At 57.9% G+C, this 21,495-nt stretch carries 17 protein-coding genes; 11 read left to right on the top strand and 6 right to left on the bottom strand.

Annotation, left to right across the window (positions count from 1 at the left end):
* Positions 1 to 6: 6 nt before the first annotated feature.
* The 3 genes from mexE to ACIF4X_RS01730 form a co-directional block, all read right to left on the bottom strand.
* Complete coding sequence (gene mexE / locus ACIF4X_RS01740; RefSeq protein WP_122600450.1) at positions 7 to 1,260, bottom strand: multidrug efflux RND transporter periplasmic adaptor subunit MexE; 1,254 nt, start codon at positions 1,258 to 1,260, stop codon at positions 7 to 9.
* A gap of 272 nt (positions 1,261 to 1,532) precedes the next feature.
* Positions 1,533 to 3,272, bottom strand: coding sequence for a dipeptidase (locus tag ACIF4X_RS01735; RefSeq protein ID WP_397480676.1), 1,740 nt, complete (start codon positions 3,270 to 3,272; stop codon positions 1,533 to 1,535).
* Positions 3,273 to 3,518: 246 nt separating this feature from the next.
* The gene (locus tag ACIF4X_RS01730) at positions 3,519 to 4,034 is read right to left on the bottom strand and encodes a hypothetical protein (protein ID WP_397480675.1); all 516 of its coding nucleotides are present in this window, start codon (positions 4,032 to 4,034) and stop codon (positions 3,519 to 3,521) included.
* Positions 4,035 to 4,249: 215 nt separating this feature from the next.
* On the opposite strand from ACIF4X_RS01730, the gene ACIF4X_RS01725 reads away from it, so the two are divergent.
* Both ACIF4X_RS01725 and ACIF4X_RS01720 read left to right on the top strand, forming a co-directional pair.
* Positions 4,250 to 4,567, top strand: coding sequence for a helix-turn-helix domain-containing protein (locus tag ACIF4X_RS01725; RefSeq protein WP_083182810.1), 318 nt, complete (start codon positions 4,250 to 4,252; stop codon positions 4,565 to 4,567).
* Positions 4,560 to 5,846 (top strand): type II toxin-antitoxin system HipA family toxin, encoded by a 1,287-nt coding sequence (locus tag ACIF4X_RS01720; protein WP_397480674.1) that lies wholly within the window; start codon positions 4,560 to 4,562, stop codon positions 5,844 to 5,846. Before ACIF4X_RS01725 ends, ACIF4X_RS01720 begins: the two co-directional genes overlap by 8 nt.
* Before the next feature lie 56 nt (positions 5,847 to 5,902).
* Here ACIF4X_RS01720 and ACIF4X_RS01715 read toward each other — a convergent pair whose 3' ends face one another.
* Positions 5,903 to 6,817: a LysR family transcriptional regulator gene (locus ACIF4X_RS01715; RefSeq protein ID WP_007914920.1), complete on the bottom strand. Its 915-nt coding sequence runs from the start codon at positions 6,815 to 6,817 to the stop codon at positions 5,903 to 5,905.
* 269 nt (positions 6,818 to 7,086) lie between these two features.
* Between ACIF4X_RS01715 and ACIF4X_RS01710 the strand changes: the two genes are divergently transcribed.
* The 4 genes from ACIF4X_RS01710 to pgm all read left to right on the top strand — a co-directional run bounded on the left by ACIF4X_RS01710 (position 7,087) and on the right by pgm (position 13,309).
* Positions 7,087 to 8,109: a zinc-dependent alcohol dehydrogenase family protein gene (locus ACIF4X_RS01710; RefSeq protein ID WP_016983050.1), complete on the top strand. Its 1,023-nt coding sequence runs from the start codon at positions 7,087 to 7,089 to the stop codon at positions 8,107 to 8,109.
* Between the two features lie 549 nt (positions 8,110 to 8,658).
* The gene (locus ACIF4X_RS01705; RefSeq protein ID WP_397480673.1) at positions 8,659 to 10,110 is read left to right on the top strand and encodes a hypothetical protein; all 1,452 of its coding nucleotides are present in this window, start codon (positions 8,659 to 8,661) and stop codon (positions 10,108 to 10,110) included.
* Between the two features lie 49 nt (positions 10,111 to 10,159).
* Complete coding sequence (locus ACIF4X_RS01700; RefSeq protein WP_397480672.1) at positions 10,160 to 11,557, top strand: PLP-dependent aminotransferase family protein; 1,398 nt, start codon at positions 10,160 to 10,162, stop codon at positions 11,555 to 11,557.
* 105 nt (positions 11,558 to 11,662) lie between these two features.
* Positions 11,663 to 13,309: a phosphoglucomutase (alpha-D-glucose-1,6-bisphosphate-dependent) gene (gene pgm / locus ACIF4X_RS01695; protein ID WP_397480671.1), complete on the top strand. Its 1,647-nt coding sequence runs from the start codon at positions 11,663 to 11,665 to the stop codon at positions 13,307 to 13,309.
* A 69-nt stretch (positions 13,310 to 13,378) separates the two neighbouring features.
* Here pgm and ACIF4X_RS01690 read toward each other — a convergent pair whose 3' ends face one another.
* Positions 13,379 to 14,074, bottom strand: a complete 696-nt coding sequence (locus ACIF4X_RS01690) for a pirin family protein (RefSeq protein ID WP_397480670.1) — start codon at positions 14,072 to 14,074, stop codon at positions 13,379 to 13,381.
* A 279-nt stretch (positions 14,075 to 14,353) separates the two neighbouring features.
* On the opposite strand from ACIF4X_RS01690, the gene ACIF4X_RS01685 reads away from it, so the two are divergent.
* Positions 14,354 to 16,828, top strand: coding sequence for a UvrD-helicase domain-containing protein (locus tag ACIF4X_RS01685; protein WP_397480669.1), 2,475 nt, complete (start codon positions 14,354 to 14,356; stop codon positions 16,826 to 16,828).
* A 50-nt stretch (positions 16,829 to 16,878) separates the two neighbouring features.
* Here ACIF4X_RS01685 and ACIF4X_RS01680 read toward each other — a convergent pair whose 3' ends face one another.
* A complete protein-coding gene (locus tag ACIF4X_RS01680) occupies positions 16,879 to 17,151 on the bottom strand; it encodes a DUF1652 domain-containing protein (RefSeq protein WP_034154176.1) in 273 nt (90 codons plus the stop codon).
* A 263-nt stretch (positions 17,152 to 17,414) separates the two neighbouring features.
* Between ACIF4X_RS01680 and ACIF4X_RS01675 the strand changes: the two genes are divergently transcribed.
* Genes ACIF4X_RS01675 through ACIF4X_RS01660 form a run of 4 tightly spaced genes read left to right on the top strand, consistent with a single transcriptional unit; the run spans position 17,415 to position 21,219 of the window.
* Positions 17,415 to 18,230: a helix-turn-helix domain-containing protein gene (locus tag ACIF4X_RS01675; protein WP_397480668.1), complete on the top strand. Its 816-nt coding sequence runs from the start codon at positions 17,415 to 17,417 to the stop codon at positions 18,228 to 18,230.
* A gap of 52 nt (positions 18,231 to 18,282) precedes the next feature.
* A complete protein-coding gene (locus tag ACIF4X_RS01670) occupies positions 18,283 to 19,689 on the top strand; it encodes an NAD(P)/FAD-dependent oxidoreductase (protein ID WP_397480667.1) in 1,407 nt (468 codons plus the stop codon).
* A gap of 41 nt (positions 19,690 to 19,730) precedes the next feature.
* Positions 19,731 to 20,075 carry a cupin domain-containing protein gene (locus ACIF4X_RS01665; RefSeq protein ID WP_397480666.1) on the top strand — a complete coding sequence of 115 codons (345 nt, stop codon included), beginning with the start codon at positions 19,731 to 19,733 and terminating at the stop codon, positions 20,073 to 20,075.
* A gap of 58 nt (positions 20,076 to 20,133) precedes the next feature.
* Positions 20,134 to 21,219: a polyamine ABC transporter substrate-binding protein gene (locus ACIF4X_RS01660; protein WP_397480665.1), complete on the top strand. Its 1,086-nt coding sequence runs from the start codon at positions 20,134 to 20,136 to the stop codon at positions 21,217 to 21,219.
* The last annotated feature ends 276 nt before the right edge of the window (positions 21,220 to 21,495 follow it).

Genomic DNA, 21,495 nt, shown 5'->3' with positions numbered 1-21,495 from the left:
CGTCCCTTAACCGCGTGGGGTCGTAGCAGCCAGCTTCACAACCGAACCGGACGCACCTTTGGCAGGGGCGACTTTGGGCAGGTTGCTGGCTTCCAGCGCTTGACGTTGTTGAGCGAGTGCCGCGATCGTTTGTTCGCTGGCCATCGGCACCACTTCAGGGGTGACCGGTGAGCCAGGACGAACCCGTTGCAGACCCTTGACGATGATCGTGTCGTCCTTGTTCAGGCCGGTACGGACGATGCGCAGGCCTTCGATTTTCGGACCCAGTTCGACGGCGCGGTAAGCGGTTTTGTTGTCCGCATCCATGACCAGTACGAACTTCTTGCCCAGGTCCGTGCCGACCGCTTCGTCGTTGATCAGCATGGCGTTGTAGGTGCCGCTGCCGACCAGTTTCAGACGTGCGTACAGGCCCGGGGTGTAGGTGCCATCGCTGTTGTCGAACACCGCGCGACCACGGATGGTGCCGGTTTTCGGGTTGACCTGGTTGTCGACAAAGTTCATCTGGCCGAGGTGCGGGTTGCCGTCTTCATTGGACAGGCCCATGTACACCGGAGTGGTGGCACCGCGCTGACCGTTCCGGGCGAGCTGGGTGTATTTGAGGAACACACGCTCGTCGGCATCGAAGTAGGCATAAACGCGGTCGGTAGACACCACACTGGTCAGCGGGGTGGTGTCGGCGGTCACCAGGTTACCGGCGGTGATTTCGGCGCGGCTGACGCGGCCACTGATCGGTGCGGTGACGCGGGTGAAGCTGAGGTTGAGTTTGGCCAGGTCCAGTTGCGCTTGCAGGGCACCGACGGCGGCGCGGGCTTCTTGGGCGGCGCTGGTACGCGAGTCGGCGAGTTCGGCAGAAATGGCGTTGCTGGCGCGCAGACGCTCACCGCGACCGGCTTCGTTCTCACTGCGGGTGGCGTTGGCGCGGGACTGGGCAACCAGTGCTTCGAGGCGGCGCACCTCAGCCTGGAACGGACGCGGGTCGATCTGGAACAGCAGGTCGCCTTTCTTGACCAGTGCGCCTTCAGTGAAAGCGACGTCGTCGATCTGGCCGGAGACCCGTGGACGGATTTCAACGGTTTCCGGTGCTTCGAGGCGCCCGGTGAATTCGTCCCACTCGTTTACCGGTTGTTCCAGCACCTTGGCCACGCTGACTTTGGCAGCAGGCGCGGTGGCGGCAGTCTCCGGAGTCTTGCCGCAGGCGCTCATCACCAGTACGGCCAACAAGGCCAACGGGAAGCGCAAATGTTTGAGTGACTGTTCCATGGATGCATCCGCCAATGTATTGAAGATGGGCGGATGATGCTCGGCGGGGTGTGATGGCACGAATCGAATGAAGCAAAGGTAACTATCATTCGGAATGATATAAGACCCAAACGAGCCCTCTAGCATGCACCTTTCGTTAGGTGGCTATCAATCTCTCACGGGACAATTCTGTGTTGCCCGTTATGCAAAAGTCAGGGGCGAGGCTGCGCGGCGGGGATTATGCGGGGATTAAAAATGCCGAACCCGCCATGGCGGCGGGTTCGACAATCTGATCAGAGTTTCGGCAACTGGCCGATGCGTCCGATCATTTCAGTCACGATCTGCAGATCCAGCTGGAATTGCTCCACAGTCTTGAACTCGCCATCGGTGTGACCGGTGTACTTCACGTTCGGCATCGCCAGACCGAATTGCACGCCGTTCGGCAGTTCATGTACCGAAGTCGCACCGGCAGAAGTACCAAACTCGTGCTTCATGCCGAGGTTTTCCGTCGAGACAGCCAACAATGCCTTGACCCACTCGCCCTCAGGATTGCGGTACATCGGCTCGGCGATCGAATAGTCGAAGGCTACAGCTACGTGGCTTTTCTTGTCCCACGCCGCCAGTTTATCGGCGATTTCAGCCTTGAGCTTCTCCGGCGACTTGCCCTTCGGCACGCGCAGATTGACCGCGAGTTTGAAGGCTTTTTCGTCCATGCCGACGTAGGTCAGCGAAGTCGTCAGTGGCCCCATGAAGGCATCCGAAAAACCGACACCCAGCTTGTTGCCCAGATAATCCAGGCCCCAGTTGTCGGCAGCGTAACGGGCCGCATCGGTGATGTGGTTGTGCTTGAGCGCGACTTTGCCATCAAGACTATTAATGAAGACCAGCATGCGCGCGACCGGGTTGATACCGGACTCGGGTTCGGAGGAGTGCGCGGAAACGCCGGTTACTGTCAGCTTGACGTCTTTGCCGTCGACTTTGGCGCTCACCTGGAAATCGCCGCCATTGCGCTTGGCAAACTCGTCACCGGCCTTTTGCAGGCTGACAGCCAGTTCAGCAGGTTTGTCGGTGATCAGGGTGGCGACCGACGCCGAAGGAATCTGGTTGGTCGCCAGGCCACCGGTCATCGAGATGATTTCCGCGCCTTTGCCTTCACCTTTGCGCTTGGCAAAGTTGGCCATGACGGTGCCGTAGCCTTTCTCGGCAATCACCACCGGGTAACCGCCGTCCAGCGCGAGGTTGTAGTTTGGTGTCGGATTGCGTTCGAAGTAGTAGGGAATCGCGTCGCCCGTGGTTTCTTCAGTGGTGTCGACCAACAGCTTGAAGTTGCGCGCCAACGGCAGCTTTTCTTCCTTGATGACTTTCATGGCATAGAGCGTGACCACGATGCCGTTCTTGTCATCCTCGGTGCCGCGACCATACATGCGGTCGCCGATCAGGGTGATCTTGAACGGGTCGAGGCGGGTGCCATCCTTGAGCACCCAGTTTTCCGGCGTCACCGGCACCACGTCGGCGTGCGCATGAATACCAACCACTTCATCACCGCTACCGTCGAGGGAGATCTCGTAGACGCGGTTGTCGATGTTGCGGAATTTCAGATTGAACGACTCGGCAAGGCTCTTGATTTTCGCCGCGATCTTGATGAATTCCGGGTTGTCATGCTGATCGACGCCGTCTTTGCGATAAGTCGGGATCTCGACCAGTTCGCGCAGGGTTTCGGTGGCAGCAGCGCTGTATTTCGCTCGCGTGTAGATACCCAGCAGACGATAGATTTCGTTCTGCTGATCGGCCGTCAACGTCTTGTTATCGAGATAAGCACCGATCGCCGGGCCGATGTCGGCGGTTTTCGCCAAATCGCTCTTGCCCAGGCTGCCAAGGAACTGGCGGAAGTCCGTGGCTTTGTCTGCGCTATAAGTCTTGAGGATTTCAGCGCTCTGCTGCGGAGTGATATTGGCTTGCGCGGGCGCTGCGAACACGGCAAGACCGGCGAGCATCAAGGTGGTGGCAGCCAGTTTTTTGAAAGGGGCATTCATTACGAAGGGCATTCCTTTGCAGGGCAGTGAGTAAGGCGTGTCTCAACGCTGAGACACATACATTTACAAACTAACACCGTGCCAGAGCCTTGCGGGAGTCTTGAAAGGGGATGTGTCGCACAAAAATGCATAAGAGGCGCACAAATGAAAAAGCCCGGGGGAGGGTTCCCGGGCTTGTTTTATGGCTGAGATCAACCGACGACCAGCGCTTCTGCAAATCCCGGCGCCAGGTTCAGCGAAGGGTGGCTATCTGAAAATCTGTTCAATCATGACTCGGGATGGGATGAATAACGTGTTCGTGTAATAGGCCTCATACCCATTGGCAGTTATGCGAACTTTGCACGGGATTGAAGCTTGCGATGTCAGCAACGGTTTGATGGCGTCGTAGTCATTCAAGTCGCGTTGCGTGCCATTCGGATTGGTGTAGTAAAAAATCAGATCAGAGGAAAACTTGTAATTGGGTTTGGCTTGACTGCTTGCGGTCACCCGTCCTTCGGCTTTTATCGCGATTGAATGCTCAGACGAAAATTCCATGTCACGATTGAGGGAGCAGATCAACGTCGGTATGAGCTGATTGGATTTTTCGTAATCATTGAACGCGTTCTGCAAATCCACGGTGGAGCTGAAGTACGCCGTGAACAGGTTGTTGGAGCTCAGTGCGAACGACGATAGCGTGAGGTCTGCAGGTGGAATGCCCGCCGTTTTTACACAGCCAGTGCACAGAAGAATTACAAGATAAATGGCACTGCGCGATCTGCTCATTGGCCGAAGATACCGTTGATTGGGAAGATTCCAAGCCCCGCCCAATCGCTGTGCGTGCGGTTCGGCTTCATGGGTGGTAAGTCCAGTATATTGTGGCTAGAGAAAATAATTACGCATTAAGACCCAATTCAAGGGAATTAAGTGGCTTGTTAGTGTTGTGGCTTAATTCTATAATTTTGGGAATTAACCGGCACAGAATGGGCTAGGCACACACTATGTTGGATTTAAGCTTCAGCAAGCCGAGCGAAGTCGTTAAGCGCCTCTGCGATCGCTTGCGCACAGAGCGCTTGGCGCTGGACATGACACAAGCCGACCTGGCCGGGCGTGCCGGCATCGGCACAAACACCGTGTCCAATCTTGAAGCCGGGCGCAATGTCGGATTCGAAAATGTCGTTCGGGTGGCGATGGCGCTTGGCCGGACCAAGGAACTTGAAGGCCTGTTCCTGCCAAAACTGGACACCATCGAGGATATTCGGCGCTATGAAAACAGCGCCAATCGTCTCCGTACCAAGAGGAAGTCCGGCAATGCTTGAGCAGGTGAACGTCTTCTACGAGGGCTGGGGTGAGCGATGGCAATGGGGCACGCTGGTTTCCACGACGGCCCTGACCGGTCGCCCTCTGATCGTGTTCGAGTACAGCAATGAAGCCAGGCAACGGGGCTTGGAACTGTCTTCCTACACGCTGCCGTTGGAGGGGACTCAGTTGCGCCGAGATTTTCCAGACCACCAACTGTACTTGCCAGGGCCTGTTTACGACGCCTTGCCGGATGGCTGGGGCATGTTGCTGATGGATCGCATGTTCAGGCGCCGCGGGCTGACCACGGCGCGTATCGGTTCACTGGAACGGCTGGCCTACATCGGTAGCAATGCAATGGGCGCCATGACGTTTGAGCCAGTGGCACCCGAAGGACAGGCGCCTGAAGTCCATATCCCGCTGGAGCAGCTTGCCGCCGAAGTGCAGGAAGTGCTCCATGGAGACGGTGGCGAGTTCTTGCAGAGGTTGCTGCTGGTGGGCGGCTCGCCTCAGGGGGCAAGGCCTAAGGTCCTGGTCTATCGCGATCCCGAAACTGGCCGGTTTACTACTGCCGTCACGCCGGGCTTTGAAGCATGGCTGGTCAAGTTCCCGGCTAAAGAAGAACATGCCGAAGTGTGCGCTATCGAAATGGTCTATGCCGAATGCTTGCGCATGTGCGGTATCGAGACCCCTGACACGCAGTACTTCAGTCTGCCGGATGGGTTGGCGGCGTTTGCCAGTAAGCGATTTGATCGTCGGGATGGCCTGCGCGTCCCGATGCAAAGCCTCGCGGCGTTTACAGGGGCAAATTACCGATCTCCAGGGGTGGTCGACTACGTCAACTTCTTGCGAGCAACACAGATGTGTACCAACGACGTGCGAGAGATGGCGGTGGCCTTCGAACGAGCTGTCTTCAATGTTGCTTTCAACAACAGAGACGATCATCCGAAGAACTTTGCCTACATCATGTCGCAAGACGGTCAGTGGAGGCTGTCGCCGGCTTACGACGTGACGTTCTGCGAGGGGCCAAGCGGTTATCACCAGATGGATGTGATGGGGGAAGCCCTGTCGATTTCCCGCACGCAGATGCTTCGGCTTGCCGAAGAAGCCGAGGTGCCGCAGGACGTTGCAGGCGCAATGATTGACGGCATTTGTGACGTGGCGAGCCGGTTTGCAAGCATCGCCGAGGAGCTGTTTCCACAGGTGATTACTCCAGACACCTTGCGCACGATTCAAGACCGCATCGATCAGAACGTAGCTCGATTACACCGCGGTCACGCGAGTAGCGGTCGCGGTTAAAGATCGGAAGGAGCGGGGGAGCTCGTAATCGATGCTGCCGTGTGCTTCGAAGATGCCTACAAACTGTCCGGATCCCCAAAGAACATCTGAATCCGCGACCGCAACCACCGCTCACCCGGGTCATTATCCTGCGACCCACGCCACGCCATATGCAGTTCAAACGTGCGCGTCGGCAACGGCGGATCTTCCGCGCGAACACCGCCAGCCGCCGTCAGCGCCTCCGCCGTGTAATCCGGCACGGTCGCCACGATGTCAGTGCCCGCCAGCAACGTACTCAAGCCATTGAACTGCGGCACAGCCAGCACCACATGACGCTTGCGCCCGAGTTTTTCCAGCTCTTCATCAATGAAGCCACTGAGGTCGCCAGCAAACGACACCAGCGCATGCGGCCGCGCGCAGTAGTCGTCCAGGCTCAACGGTCCCGGTACGGTATCGGCGCGCAGCAGTTTTGGTGCGCTGCGACGCAGGACCTTGCGCTTGGCGTTGGCCGGCAGGTCTGTGGTGTAGCTGACGCCAATGGAGATCTCGCCGGAGGCCAGCAGGCCCGGCATCAATATGTAGTTGACGCGGCGGATCACCAACACGATGCCTGGCGATTCGGCGCGCAGGCGTTTGAGCAGCATCGGCAGCAGGGCAAACTCGACGTCATCCGATAAACCGATCCGAAATACCGAAGTGCTGGTGGCCGGGTCGAATTCGGCCGCGCGGCTAACGGCGGTCGAAATCGAATCGAGGGCCGGTGAGAGCAGGGCGAAGATTTCCACCGCGCGGGCGGACGGCTCCATGCTGCGCCCGGTGCGTACAAATAGCGGGTCATCGAACAGGCTGCGCAGGCGCGACAGCGCCGCACTGATCGCCGGCTGACCGAGAAACAGCTTTTCTGCCGCCCGGGTCACACTGCGTTCGTGCATCAATGTTTCGAATACGATCAACAGGTTCAGGTCGACACGACGCAGGTCATTACGATTCATCTGGAGTCCTGGCAGAGTCATCAAGCTTGACGAGAGCGGCCATATGAGAACAATGGCCGGCATGAATATTACGGGGAAAGGCTGGTACTCTGCACCGGAAAATTCAGCTTTACTGAGACGGTGGCAGCAGTTTTTCATGGATTTTGCCACTGCCGCCCCTGCTGCGGAATCAATGACAGGCATGTCGACTATTAATAGCCACTGATAGTCTTGGGTCAAAAGCCCAGATAGAGTTCATGGCATTAGAGGTTACTTTGACGAGGTTTGCGATGTCCCGCACGATCCGTTTTCACAAGTTTGGTCCGGCCGAGGTGCTCAAATGCGAAGAGCATGCGGCCGCTCAGCCAGGTCCTGGCGAAGTGCAGGTGCGTGTCGAGGCGATCGGCATCAGCTGGTATGACACGCTTTGGCGTCAGAATCTGGCCTCGTCTCAGGCGCGACTGCCTGCGGGGCTTGGTCACGAGATGGCCGGTGTGATCACCGCTGTCGGCGACGGTGTCGATGATCTGGCAGTGGGTGACAAGGTCGCCAGCTTTCCGGCCGAGAGTGCGAACGACTACCCGGTCTACGGCGAGTCGATCGTATTGCCGCGTACCGCGCTGACCCGTTATCCGGACGTGCTTAGCCCAATCGAAGCCAGTGTGCATTACACACCGTTGCTGATCGCCTATTTTGCCTACGCCGATCTGGCGCGGGTCAAGCCGGGTCAGTTCGCGCTGGTCACGGACGCCAGCCATTGCGCCGGTCCTTCGTTTGTCCAGTTGGGCAAGGCAATGGGCGTGCGGGTGATTGCCGCCACCAAAGAAGCCGAGGAGCGCGAGTACCTGCTGTCCCTTGGCGCAGAAAAGGTCATCGTCACCGAAGAGGAAGATCTGTTGATGCGAATCAACAAGATCACCGACAACCGTGGTGTCGACGTGGTGTTCGACGGTCTCGGCGGCCCACAGATGTCGCTGCTTGGCGATGTACTGGCGCCGCGTGGCAGCCTGGTGCTGTATGGCTTGCAGGGCGGCAACCAGACGCCGTTTCCGGCCTGTGCAGCGTTCCAGAAGAACATTCAGTTTTTCGTGCACTGCATCGGCAACTTCACCGGCAAGCCGGAACTGGGCATCACTCAGGATCACGTCGCTTTGCAGCGTGCCTTGCGTGACATCAACCAGTTGACCGCTGACCGTGTGTTGCTGCCGCTGAAGACGCGTGTATTCCCGTTCAACGAGTTCGTCGAAGCGCATCGCTACATGGACGAATGCCCATGCCGCGAACGGGTCGCCCTGCAAGTCGAACCGGCGTAAGCCCTGTCATCAGAGTCCGTGGCCCCACGGACTCTTGTGTGTTTAGCCTCCCTCCTGAAAAGACAGAGCTTCCTGGTACTGCACCGGGAACCGTTCAGCAACTGAACTGGTTTTTGCTCTCGATCTGTATCTTCTAATCACAATGTAAGCCCTGATAATTGAATGATTACTTTCATCTCAAGGAATGAGCCATGGGTGTGCATTCAATTTGTCCTGCGCGATATCAAACGAATAAATCGATTGATCAAGCCAACTTTTGTTTAATTGTTGTAGGGCTATTCCGAAACAGCTTCTCTTTTTCTTGTACTCACTTGTCGTGGGACCTTGTGGGAAGTTTCCTAGGACAGCGTCCAGAAAAAAATATCCCTGCAATTACAGCGGCTTGAGGCTATTGGTCGGTCGCTGAATGGGTTTTTACAGCTCAAGTGTTTCAAATAACTACAAACTTGTAAGTGTTAGCATTCGAACGTCTATTACTTATTGATGAATTGTCGCCAGACTGATTTTCAGTCCGCGCGGCATGAAACTTTCGATACCGGGTAAATACCGATGAGCACGATCCATGATCAGGCAATGAACTATGTCTACCAGCAAGTATTGCAACGTTTGCTGAGTTTCTTCTCTCGCGCAGAACGCACGGCGTTGCAGTTGCTGATCCAGCGACTGGCAGTGGCTGCCGGCGGTATGGAGAACATCGGTCATTTCAAGGTTCTGGTGAACCAGTCAGGGTCGCGCGACAGTTGTTATACGCTGGCCCTTTTACGGGCCGCACAACTGACCATCGCTGGCCGCTCGCCCGCGACCTTTCAGTTGCGGGTCGCCAACCTGCGCTGGAGCGGCAGCAACCAGGCGTCCCTGCAAAACATGCACCGCAGCTACAGTGCGCTGTTCCTGTATGACGATCCACGAGTCGAACTGGTGATGGTGGATCACCGCGAGGTCCTGCCGTTTGACCATGAGGCACCCATTGGCGAGGCGGGGCGTGAGGCCAATCGCATCAATCTGCTGCTGATCGGGCATCGTCGAACCTGGAACGAACCGCTCGAGCTATGGGATGACGCTTATCTGGCCACGGCCGAGTTCTATGGGCAGGTTGCCCGCTGGAACAATGGCGTCGATGCGATGATCGGCAGTGAATCCGTGCGCCGTCAGGGTTACTTCCTTGAGGGATTGGGGCGCGCTGCGCAGAAAGCCGCGATTGCCGGGCCGCAGGTGAGTTCTGTCGGCTTCGACATGCTGTTCCCGCTTCTCGATGGACTGGGTGGCGATTATTACCGCGAGTTTTATCCCGAAGAAGAGCGGGTAGCCTGGCGTCCCGAAGGTCAATTCGAGGAATGTCGGCGCACCAGTTTCATCAGTATCAACGACATGATTGTCGGCAAGCTCGAAGAACGCTGGCCCTTGTTGAGTGATTTTCTGGGTTTCCAGGCTGATGACCTGACGCTTTATCAAGGTGATAACGAACATGTGGAACCTCTGGTAGCCGCGCATCTGCGGGGCTTGCAGGCGCACTTCATCGAGGGGCTGACCTACGAGGCTGGCGTCAGCGATTACCTGAAAAACAGCCTGATATCCATGCGACAAAAACAGGTTCCCGAACCTGTTTGCGAACAGTTGCTGGCGAGTTTCGGCAATTTGCAGGAGCCCGAGTATCTGCGTAAGCAGGCAGAAAGCACTCTGCTGGCCAATTTTGAATTGAATGAAATCCAGCTGACGTGCCTGCTGTTTTCACCGTTCATCAATGCTGGCGCCGGGCTCGAGCGGTTCTTGCGCAATTGTCACCCCGGCATGTTGGTGGCTTTGCCGGATCTGCACCGGGCGATGCAGGGCCTGCATGCGCCGGAACAGGTCATGAAATGGATGACGGATGTCAGTGGATTACCGGTCAGGCTGATTGTGCGCCTGTATGCAATGGGGCCCGTTCATATGCCTGCTGCCAGTGAAAAAGCCTCGCAGGATCCGGGCGTTGAACCGGCAGCTGATCGATCAGCGGAGGGGTGAGCGTGAGCCTCGTGCAGGGAGATGGAGCCATGCAAGCGGATGTGAGCTTGTGAAAGCGGCGAGGCAGAATGACTTTGTCTATCAGGCGGTATATCGATACCTCACGCTGCTGATAGACGAGGCGGGCAGCGGCTCGGCGGTGCGCTTGCCATCACTGCGACAATTGGCGGATCGGCTCAATGTGTCGATCTCGACGGTTCAGTACGCCTATTCGCTGCTGGAAAAGGAAGGTAGGGTCTATTCAATCGCCAAATCTGGATACTACGCGCAAGCGCTACACGTATCGGACTCACCCGACAGCGGCAGTGATTTGCTGGAAACCGTTTACGTCAATGCCAGGCGCCCGGGCATGTGTGTGCTGAGTGCCGATGAGCCGGCCTCTCTGCAACCGCTGGACAGTCCATTATTGATGCTGGAGCGGGAACTGCTGCGTCAATATCCGCGCCAGCCGCAAGCGCTCGTGCAACCTTGCGGAGAGCTTGAGCTGCGCACGGTAATGGCCGCGCGTTATACCTCGTCTACCGCCAATTACTGGCGTGCGGATGACGTCTACATCGGCGCTGATCTGCGCGGTGTTCTGGACATTCTGATTTCCGTGCTTGAATTGCGTCGCGCCACCGTGGTCGTCGAATCGCCCTGTGACTGGGTGATCTTGCGTCTGCTGGAAGCCGCCGAGGTGCGTGTTATCGAACTGCCGTTTGACGGCGGCGTGATTGATCTGCAGCGGCTGGAGTCGGTGCTCAAGAGTGAGTCGGTGCGTTTGATCCTGTTGTCTTCGGCGTTGAGCATGCCACGGGGCAGCCTGCTACCGCTGAGCAACCAGCAGGCAGTCGCGCATTTGCTCGGGCGTCATGGCACCTGGGTGCTGGAAAACGATTGTTACAGCGAACTCCACGAAGGAGGGGGCGCCCAACGATTGCGCGACTGGCTGGACCCTGATCGTCTGCTGGTGTTTTCCACGTTCGAGAAGTTTATCGGTGCCGAGGCACCTTTCGGCATATTGCTCTCACGGCAGTGGCGCAACGAGTTGCAGCGGCATTTTCTGTTGCGCGCATTTCGCTTGTCGCCGATCCGTCAGAAGGCCGTTGCCAGGCTGATGGCGGGTGGTCGGCTGGATCAGCATTTGTTGATATTGCGACGAATGCTCAAGGAGCGTCGCACGCAACTGATCGAGCTGTTGCGTGAGCGTCTCGGCGATGCGTTGCAGGTTGTCGAACCACAAGGTGGCGCGACCGTGTGGGTGCGTTCTTTGCGGCCGGTCAACATGGCGCAGGTGTTCCAGCGCCTGTTGAGGCAGCAGATCATTATTGCGCCGGGCGAGCTGTTCAGCCTGCAAGGTCTGCATGCGCAGCATGTGCGGTTGAGCCCGCTGAGCCACGGCGAGCATGACCTGACCCGCGTGGTCGGCCTGCTCGGTGACGCCTTGCGCCTGGCACCCGGTGAATAACGTTAAAAAACATCGGGAGCGTCCCGGATAGATCCCATCGCACTGCGGTCAAACTGCCAGTAAACTGCGCTCTATTCCTGAACCACTCTATTTCAGAGGTTTTGCATGACACTCAGTCCTTTTGCGGGCAAACCGGCACCGGCAGAATTGTTGGTCGATATCCCGCGACTGGTAACGGCTTACTACACCGGACAGCCCGACGCCTCGATTTCCACTCAGCGTGTGGCGTTCGGTACATCCGGGCACCGGGGCAGCTCGTTCGACTTGAGTTTCAACGAGTGGCACGTTCTGGCCATCAGCCAGGCGATCTGCCTGTACCGCGAAGCCCAGGGGATCACCGGGCCGTTGTTCGTCGGCATCGACACGCATGCACTGTCGACCCCGGCCGGAGCCAGCGCGCTGGAAGTTCTGGCCGCCAACGGTGTGACCGTGATGATTGCCGAAGGTGATGAATACACGCCGACGCCGGCCATTTCCCACGCCATTCTCTGCTACAACCGTGGCCGCACCTCGGGACTGGCGGACGGCATCGTCATCACGCCGTCGCACAACCCGCCACAAAGCGGTGGTTACAAATACAACCCAACCAACGGCGGGCCGGCCGACACCCACATCACCAAATGGATCGAAGCCAAGGCCAATGAACTGCTGGCCGCCAAACTGGCCGGTGTGAAACGCATCAGTTACGAGCAGGCGCTCAAGGCCAGCACGACGCATCGCCACGATTACCTGAACACCTACGTAGCCGACCTGATCAATGTGATCGATTTCGACGCCATTCGTGACGCCAAACTGCGTCTGGGCGTTGATCCGCTGGGCGGAGCAGGGGTGCGCTACTGGTCGGCGATTGCCGACCATTACCGCCTCGATCTGCAAGTGGTCAACAAGGAAGTCGACGCAACGTTCCGTTTCATGACCGTCGACTGGGATGGCCAGATTCGTATGGACCCGTCGTCCAGCCACGCGATGCAAGGCCTGATCGGCCTGAAAGAGCGTTTCGACGTCGCTTTTGCCTGCGACCCAGATCACGACCGTCACGGCATCGTGACGCCGTCTGGTGGTTTGCTCGCGCCAAACAACTATCTCGCCGTTTCGATCGATTACCTGTTCCAGAACCGCCCGCAGTGGCGTGCGGACGCCGGCGTGGGTAAAACCGTGGTCAGCAGCGGTCTGATCGATCGCGTGGCCAAGCGCCTGGGTCGTCGTCTGTACGAAGTTCCAGTCGGTTTCAAATGGTTCGCCGACGGCCTGTTCGACGGCTCGCTGGGTTTCGGTGGCGAAGAGAGCGCGGGCGCATCGTTCCTGCGCAAGGACGGCGGAGTGTGGAGCACCGATAAGGATGGTCTGATCCCGGCGTTGCTCGCCGCCGAAATGACCGCACGCACCGGTCGCGATCCGAGCCAGGCCTACAAGGCACTGACGGATGAGTTGGGCGAACCGTTCTCGGTGCGCGTCGATGCCAAGGCCAATCCGGAGCAGAAAGCGTTGCTGAGCAAGTTGTCGCCTGCGCAGGTCACCTCGACTGAACTGGCCGGCGAGAAAATCCAGAGCATTCTCAGCCACGCTCCGGGCAATGATCAGGCGATCGGCGGTCTGAAAGTGATGACTGAAAATGGCTGGTTCGCTGCGCGTCCATCGGGCACCGAAGACATCTACAAGATCTACGCCGAAAGCTTCATCAGTGACGACCACCTCAAGCAATTGGTCGTTGAAGCGCAGACCTTGGTGGATGGTGCCATCTCCAGCAAGTGATGTTCGCAAGCGCATGAAAAAAGGGGCAACCATGATGGTTGCCCCTTTTTTTGCCTGCCATTTACGCTATCAAGCCAGATCCACCAGGACGATTTCACTGTCCTCAATGGCCGTGACGCTCAGCAAGCGCTCATGCGCTACCGCCACGCCGTCCCGAGCTTGTGCGCGCAAGCCGTTGACTTCAATCACGCCAGTGCTCGGTACCAGATACGCGCGACGGCCTTCATCCAGATGATATTCGGCAGTTTCACCCGCCTTGAGGTTGGCCGCGACCAATCGCGCATCAGCGCGAATCCGCAGGCTCTGGTCATCGCCGTCCTTGCCGCTGGCCAAGGTGACAAAGCCTTCGCGCTGGCCTTTCGGGAACGGTTTGGCACCCCACGAGGGTGGTGCGCCGGTTTCCGTCGGCAAGATCCAGATCTGGAAGATCTTGGTGTCTTTCGCTTCCAGGTTGTATTCACTGTGAGCGATGCCGGTGCCGGCGCTCATCACTTGTACGTCGCCAGCCTCGGTGCGGCCCTTGTTGCCCAGGTTGTCCTGGTGAGTAATCGCGCCTTCACGGACATAGGTGATGATTTCCATGTCGCGATGCGGGTGCTGCGGGAACCCGGTGCCTGCCGCGATCACGTCGTCATTCCACACCCGCAAGTTACCCCAGCTCATGCGCTGCGGGTCGTAATACTCGGCGAACGAAAAATGGTGATGGGCATCCAGCCAGCCGTGATGGGCGCCGCCCAGCGAGCTGAAAGGTCTGAGTTCAAGCATGATCGTCTCCTCAAAAGGTTCGTCATGGGGTGGGAATGGTGGGCACCCGACGCGACACCGGTGGTTTATGACAGGCATCATCTATCAGTTAATAATCGATAAAAAGCGTAAAAAATGCGGCGTTATGATCGAAATGGCTGATAAGAAAGAAGCTCGAAAGGGTCTCATCCCACCTTCAGTTCATCGCCTAAACCAATGACCTGTAAGCATTTCGCTAGAACTGAACGGCAAATACCGCCACCATAGCCGCAACAGCCTCACACACTGGAGCCCCTCAGCGTGGCGCAAGACACTCCCGATCTTCCTCCCGAACTTCGTCCCTTGGCCGAGATGCCTTGGTTCAAACGCCTGGCAGCACGCTTCTTCGGCCATGGTTTGACCCGTTTGCGCGCGCAGCACCGCGCATCGTGGTTGCACGGTCAGGCCGATGGCTTTCGCAGCGGCCACACCGCTGGCGTCGAATATGGCTTCAAGGAAGGCAAGCTGGAAGGTCTGGAGGAAGGTCGGCAGGTATTGCTGATCCGTGACAGCCGCAACACGGAACATCGTCCGCCTAGCGTCGACAATCATTTGTTTGACGACTGGCGCCTGCCGCTGACGGCCGAACTGAAAAAACGCATGAAGGCCGATGTCGCCCGTTTGTTGCCTGAGCATGCTCAGCCAAGCGCCGCGCAATGGAAGATGATTTTCAGCGAAACCCCGTCGACCTCAGTGGTTGCCGGCGCGGGTGCGGGGAAGTCGACCACATTGGTGCTGCGTATTCTGTTGCTTAACCACTATCTGGGTTTTGAGCTGGATTCGATGACCGTGGTGACCTTCACCCGCGAGTCGCGCAAGGATTTCATCAACAAATTGATTGAGCTGTTCGCGCTCTGGGGCCAGACGTTGAATCTGCGCCAGGCACGCGAACTGGTGCGCACCTTCCACTCGCGCATTTTGCCGATGGTGCGCAGCCTGCCGGGTTTTGAACGCTTGCAGGCGTTTGAGAACCTGAGCAATCGGCTACAAAGTGCTGACGAGGAGGCCGACAGTAATCCGTTCGACCTGCGCATCAACGATGCACAACGCCAGCAACTCAACGCCTGCTATCACCGCTTGTTCAAAGAGGACGAGCGTTTCCGCCAGTTGATTCAGCCACTGTCGCGCGCAGGTTTACAGCTCAAGGAGCTGGAACGTGATCACCCGGACGTGCAAAAACGCGTTGCCGTGACGGAGCTGGCCTCCCGGCGCGACGAAGAGCTGTGCGATGCCATCGAAGATTTGTGGTTCCGTGCTGGCGCTTGGCCGATCAAGGGCATTGAGCCGAACCGCCAGAGTTTCGATATCAATGGCGCAAAATTCCATTGCCACGGCTACATTCCGAGTCTGGATGCCTGGGTGGTGCTTGGTTTTGATCCACGGGAAAACCCGCAGGTCAGCCGGCCAAATGCCAAGCTCAGCGTGCGCGCAGAGTGGGCAGTGAAACGCACCCTGTTTCAAGCTTTCTGCCGTAAACCATTGATATGGATAGATAGTTACGAGTCATCGAGGCGTGTTCTGGCGACATTGGCCGGTGATGCCAGTGCCGGGCCGGGCTTCGATTACAAGGTCAAAGGCGAGTTGGCCTCCGCGCCGTTGCTCGATTGTTTTGTCGCGGCGGCAGGCTTCATCGAGAATCTGGGCCTGGATGTGCCTGACGCCGTCAGCCGCATGAGCTTTGCCAAGGACGACCCGGACCGGTTTTTCTTTGAGGCTTTGAGTCTGTTCTGGCGGGCATTTGAAGATCATCTGCTGGATCAAAAGCCGCCGGTCATGACCTACAACCGCATGTTCGCGCTGTTCAGCGAGCACTCGCCGGAAAACCTCAAGCTATTGAGCGATGAGTTGCTACGGCCGCTGGCGCATCTGATGATCGATGAGTTTCAGGATGTATCGCCGCAGATTGTTTCGTGGATACGCGCGAGCCTCAGCGAAATCCGCAGCCGAGGCCCGGCCATGCACGTCGGGCGGGGCGCGCAGCGTTCATCTTTGCTGTGCGTCGGTGATGACTGGCAGTCGATTTACGGCTGGCGCGGCAGTTCGCCAAGTTACTTCATGGCATTCGACAAGGAGTTCCCGTCGCCGAGCACCACGCGGGTGATGCTCAGTGACAATTACCGCAGCCATCAACACATCATTGATGCCGCTGAGCACATCGTCCGCGCGGCGCCGGCGATCCCCGGCAAAAAAGCCAAGGCCAGCGGCGCGCCTAAGCCGTTGCAGCCAGTCAACGTGTTGGAGCGCGATGATCAGGCCTTGGGCCAGCGCCTTGCCGAACACTATCGTCAAGGCCATTCAATCTTGATGCTTTATCGAAAAAGCAGCGATAAGTCATTGATTGAAGAGCATATTCAGTCTGTAGTTAATGTGGATTCGAGTTTGCCATACGAGGCGCGGCGCCTGAAACAACTGACCTACCACAGCGCCAAAGGCTTGCAGGCGGATGCAGTGTTTTTGCTCGGTGATTGCCAGCACCTGACCAGTTCGCCCTACAAGAATCAGGTCTATCGCATGGCGGGACTGGGCAAGTCGGGCGACAGCGAGCCGTACGACACTGCGCAAAAGGATGAGATCCTGCGCCTGGCCTACGTCGGTATTACGCGGGCGGTCAGCCATTGCTACTGGTACGTCGAACCGCAGGAGGCGCAAGCCGTGAACATGCCCCGGGCATCCGACCGGGTGGCCAAGGGCAAGCCGTTCTTCGTTGATCACCGTGTCAGCAAACAAACCGCATAGGCACAAAAAAGCCCACAGAAATGTGGGCTTTTTATTTTTAAATCATAAGCTTATGCGTAACTCCTGAGAGACTCCGGAGGTATGAACGCTTCCAGCTCATCCTCCACAGCCTCGATGATTCGCTCGACATCCGCTGCATTCATCACCGTCGCACACGGGATACCAGCGATGGCGATCATGGTTTCGCCACTGGCGCGATCGAACAGACGGGCGATCATGCTGCCCGGCGCATCCATCGTTGCCTCGAAACCCATGGGATGAAAATGCCAGCGCATCAGCTGGCATGCATTGGGGAACGTGACTTTGCTTGACCCTTTATTCATATGTTGCCCGCCTTCTTCATCGAGCGCTTCCGTTTGCTCATGTTAGGTGGGAAGAGCCTTCATTGGCTCAACCGGTGACTGACATTAAAAGTAGCATCTGGATGTGAAATTCCTGTGAGATTTTTCAGTTCATTTTGCGATTGCTTCGCATTTTTTGATGTAAGTCACGGCCTACGCAAACGTCGCCAAAATGCCACTACGGATTAATCGTTGAAGGCTGTGGCGAACTTGGGCAAGCTCGGTTCTTTTGCGCCGAGCCCTTTATGTACGCCGACGACGACGGCCCAGAACAGACCCAAGCCACGGCGGCCACGGTGATGCGCTATCACCTGAGCTGGAAGCACCGTGATCTCGACAGCGTCATGGCGCTCTATCACCCGGACATCCAGTACAACGATTTCTTCCAGAACCGCGTGCTCGGCCTCGACGAGTTGCGCGAGTACGTGCGCGTCAGCATGCCGCGCGAATCCGACGAATTGCTTGAGCATTGCGACCGCATTCGCGTCGACGGCAATACCGCGTTCATTCAATACGAAGTGACCTTGCGTGGCGGCGACGGGCTCGTGTCGTTTCGCTCCAGCGAGGCGATCACGGTCAGGGACGGGCTGATCTGGCGCGTCAACGAGTACGCATCACTGGTGCATACACAACCCGACGGCACGAATTCGCCAAGTCAGCGCCCGGCGGTCAGTCGTCTGGGCCTGTCGCCGCGTCAATTGAGCTTCATGGCTGAAGATCTGCAACAGTATTTCGAAAAGCAGCAGCCGTACCTCGATCCCGAACTCGACTTGCAGCGGGTGGCGAAGGAGTGCGGATACAGCCGCAATCAGATTTCCTACCTGCTCAATCAGGTGCTCGGACAAAGTTTCTATCGCTACGTCAATCAGGCGCGCCTGCAACATCTGCTGCGCTCGCTCGATCACGCCACGCCGCCGGTGCGTATCGATGAACTGGCCTTCGCTGCCGGATTCAACTCGTTGTCGGCGTTCTATAGCTGTTTTCGTCAGCACACCGGCCAGTCGCCGAAGGCTTACGTTAAACAAATTTCTTTGCGGACACGCGCGCAAGACTTCTCCTGACCCTGCGCACTAGGATCGACGCCATCGAAGAATTTCAGTGGCGGAGTCTTGCATGCCAGCGTGGCGCACTATCAGTTTGTGGATGGATCAACTCGACGAGCCGCTGACCGCGCGGCCCGAGCTTGAGCGAGACCTGGACGTCGACGTGGCGATCATCGGCGCCGGTTACACCGGGCTGTGGACCGCGTACTACCTGAAGAAGCTCGCGCCGGGGCTCGACATTGCGATTGTCGAAGCACAAACCGCCGGTTTTGGCGCCTCCGGTCGAAATGGCGGCTGGCTGATGGGCAATCTGCTTGGCGAAGACCGCTTGCTGGCGGGGCTATCGCCCGAGCAGCGCCGCGCGTCCTTCGACCTGCTGCACAGCATTCCCGATGAAGTGGAAGTCGTCCTCGAACGTGAAGGCATCGACTGCGATTACCGCAAGGGCGGCGTGCTGTATTGCGCGGCGCGCTATCCAGAGCAAGAAGCTACCCTGTGTGAATATCTGGCCAAACTGCACGCTCAGGGTCTGACCGACAACGATTACCGCTGGCTCAGTCCCGAACAACTCGCCCAACAGATTCGCGTCGCCAAGCCTTATGGCGGGATTTACGCACCACACGTGGCGACCATCCACCCGGCGAAACTGGTGCGTGGTCTGGCGCGCACCGTGCAGAACATGGGCGTGAAGATCTACGAAAACAGCCCGGTCACCCATTGGCAGTCGGGCAGCCTGCGCACGGCGAAAGCCAGCGTGCGCAGTCGCTGGATCGTGCCGGCCGTCGAAGGTTATTCGGTGACCTTGCCGCCGCTGGGTCGCTATCAATTGCCGGTGCAAAGCCTGATCGTCGCCACCGAGCCGTTGTCTGCTGCGACCTGGGATGAGATCGGCCTCAATCGTGGCCAAGCGTTCAGCGAATTCAGCCGCCAGGTCACTTACGGCCAGCGCAGTGCCGACAATCGTCTGATCTTCGGCGCCCGTGGCGGTTACCAGTTTGCCGGCAAGTTGCGGCATAACTTCGACCTGACCCGCGATGAGGTCGAGCTGCGCCGTTATCTGTTCGGCGAACTGTTCCCGCAACTGAAAAACGTGCAGATCACCCACGCGTGGGGCGGCAACCTCGGCATGTCCCGTCATTTCAAGCCGCACATGCTTTGCGATCGCGCCAACGGTATCGCGTTGTCGGGCGGTTATGGCGGGGAGGGCGTCGGCGCGAGCAATCTCGGCGGGCGCACCCTCGCGGACTTGATTCTTGAACGCGACAGCGAACTGGTTCAGCAGCCGTGGGTGCTGCCCGATGGCGGGATTCATACGCTGCGCGCCTGGGAGCCAGAGCCGTGCCGCTGGCTCGGCTACAACGCGATCATCAAAAGCTTCGTGCACGAAGACCAAACCCTGGCCAATCCGGCGACCGCGCCATGGCGGCGCAAGCTCGCCAGTCAGGTCGCGGGTTTCATGGAAGGTTTCATGCACTGAACGTCGATTTACTTCAAGAAAGCCCAAAGACAGGTCAGACCATGAGCATTACCCAGTTCAAGAACACCGCAACCTTGCCACTCGACGAATCCAGCCCGGTGGCCGTGCCTCTCGGCGAGCCGGTCGCGATCGCTTCGACCACCAGTGTCGAGCGCGACGACGGCGTCGAAACCGGCGTCTGGGAGTGCACGCCCGGGCGCTGGCGTCGGCAGATCACCGCGCAGGAGTTCTGCCATTTCATTTCCGGGCGCTGCACGTTCACCCCCGACGGTGGTGGCGAAACCCTGCACATACAAGGTGGCGACGCACTGATGTTGCCGGCCAACACGCTCGGTGTCTGGGACATCCAGGAAACCGTGCGCAAGAGCTACGTGCTGATTTTCTGATTGTTTGATCCTTTGATTGCCTGCCAACAAAAAAGAAAACCCACACAGGAATCGACCCATGATCCGCAAGACCCTCGCTCTGGCACCGCTGATGTTTGCCGTTTCCCTTGCTCAGGCCGCGGAAACGGTCAAGGTTTACAACTGGTCCGACTACATCGCGCCGGACACCACCAAGAACTTCGAAAAAGAGACCGGCGTTGGCGTCACCTATGACGTCTACGACAGCAACGAAACTCTCGATGGCAAGTTGATGACCGGTAAATCCGGTTACGACGTGGTGTTTCCGTCCAACCACTTCATGGCCCGGCAGATTCAGGGCGGGGCGCTGAAGAAGCTCGACAAGAGCCAATTGCCGAACTGGAAGAACCTCAACCCGGTGCTGCTCAAAGCCCTGCAGACCAACGACCCGAACAATGAACACGGCTTTCCGTACCTGTGGGGCAGCACTGGCATCGGCTACAACATCGCCAAGGTCAAAGCGGTACTGGGCGATAACGCGCCGGTGGATTCGTGGGACCTGATCTTCAAGCCCGAGTACATGGAAAAGCTGCAGAAGTGCGGCGTGGCGATCCTCGACAACGGCCCGGAACTGCTCCCGGCGGCGCTCAACTACCTGGGCCTGCCGCACCACAGCAAGAATCCCGAGGACTATAAAAAAGCCGAAGCGCTGCTGATGAAAGTGCGGCCGTACGTCAGCTACTTCCACTCCTCGAAATACACCAGCGACCTGGCCAATGGCGACATCTGCGTGGCGGTCGGCTTCTCCGGCGACATCCTGCAAGCCGAGAACCGCGCCAAAGAAGCGAAAAACGGCGTCGACATCGGCTACGCGATTCCCAAGGAAGGCGCGGCGATCTGGTTCGACATGGTCGCCATGCCCGCCGATGCGCCGGACGAGAAGGCCGGTTACGCGTTCATGAACTACCTGCTGCGCCCGGACGTGATGGCCGGCATCAGCAACTACGTGCATTACGCCAATGGCAATGAGCAGGCCGACAGCCTGATCGACCCGGCGATCAAGAACGACACCAAGGTTTATCCGAGCCCGGAGATGATGGGCAAGCTGTTTGCGCTGGAGGCGATGCCGTTGAACATCGACCGGATTCGGACGCGGGTGTGGAACAAGATCCGGACCGGTAGCTGACTCGCTTTTCCCCTGTAGGAGCTGCCGTAGGCTGCGATCTTTTGATCTTGCTTTTACAAGGCAAAGTCAAAAAATGGCAGCCTCGTTTTACACGGCAACTCTACAGTTCTCTACGGCTTCAAGGGGCCGATATCCTTCAGGCTCAGCCTTGCATTCGCACGAAGACCCGGAGCCAAACCCGCGTCAGCAACTGACAGTCGTTTTTCAAAGTTGCTGCAGGAATACTTGACGGCTAGATCGCTGGAATGTACAGCGGGAGGCACCTTTTCTTCTTAT

Origin of the sequence: Pseudomonas sp. NPDC085632, assembly GCF_044541255.1 — a bacterium.
Lineage (GTDB): Bacteria > Pseudomonadota > Gammaproteobacteria > Pseudomonadales > Pseudomonadaceae > Aquipseudomonas.
This window is presented reverse-complemented; position numbering and strand designations above follow the sequence as displayed.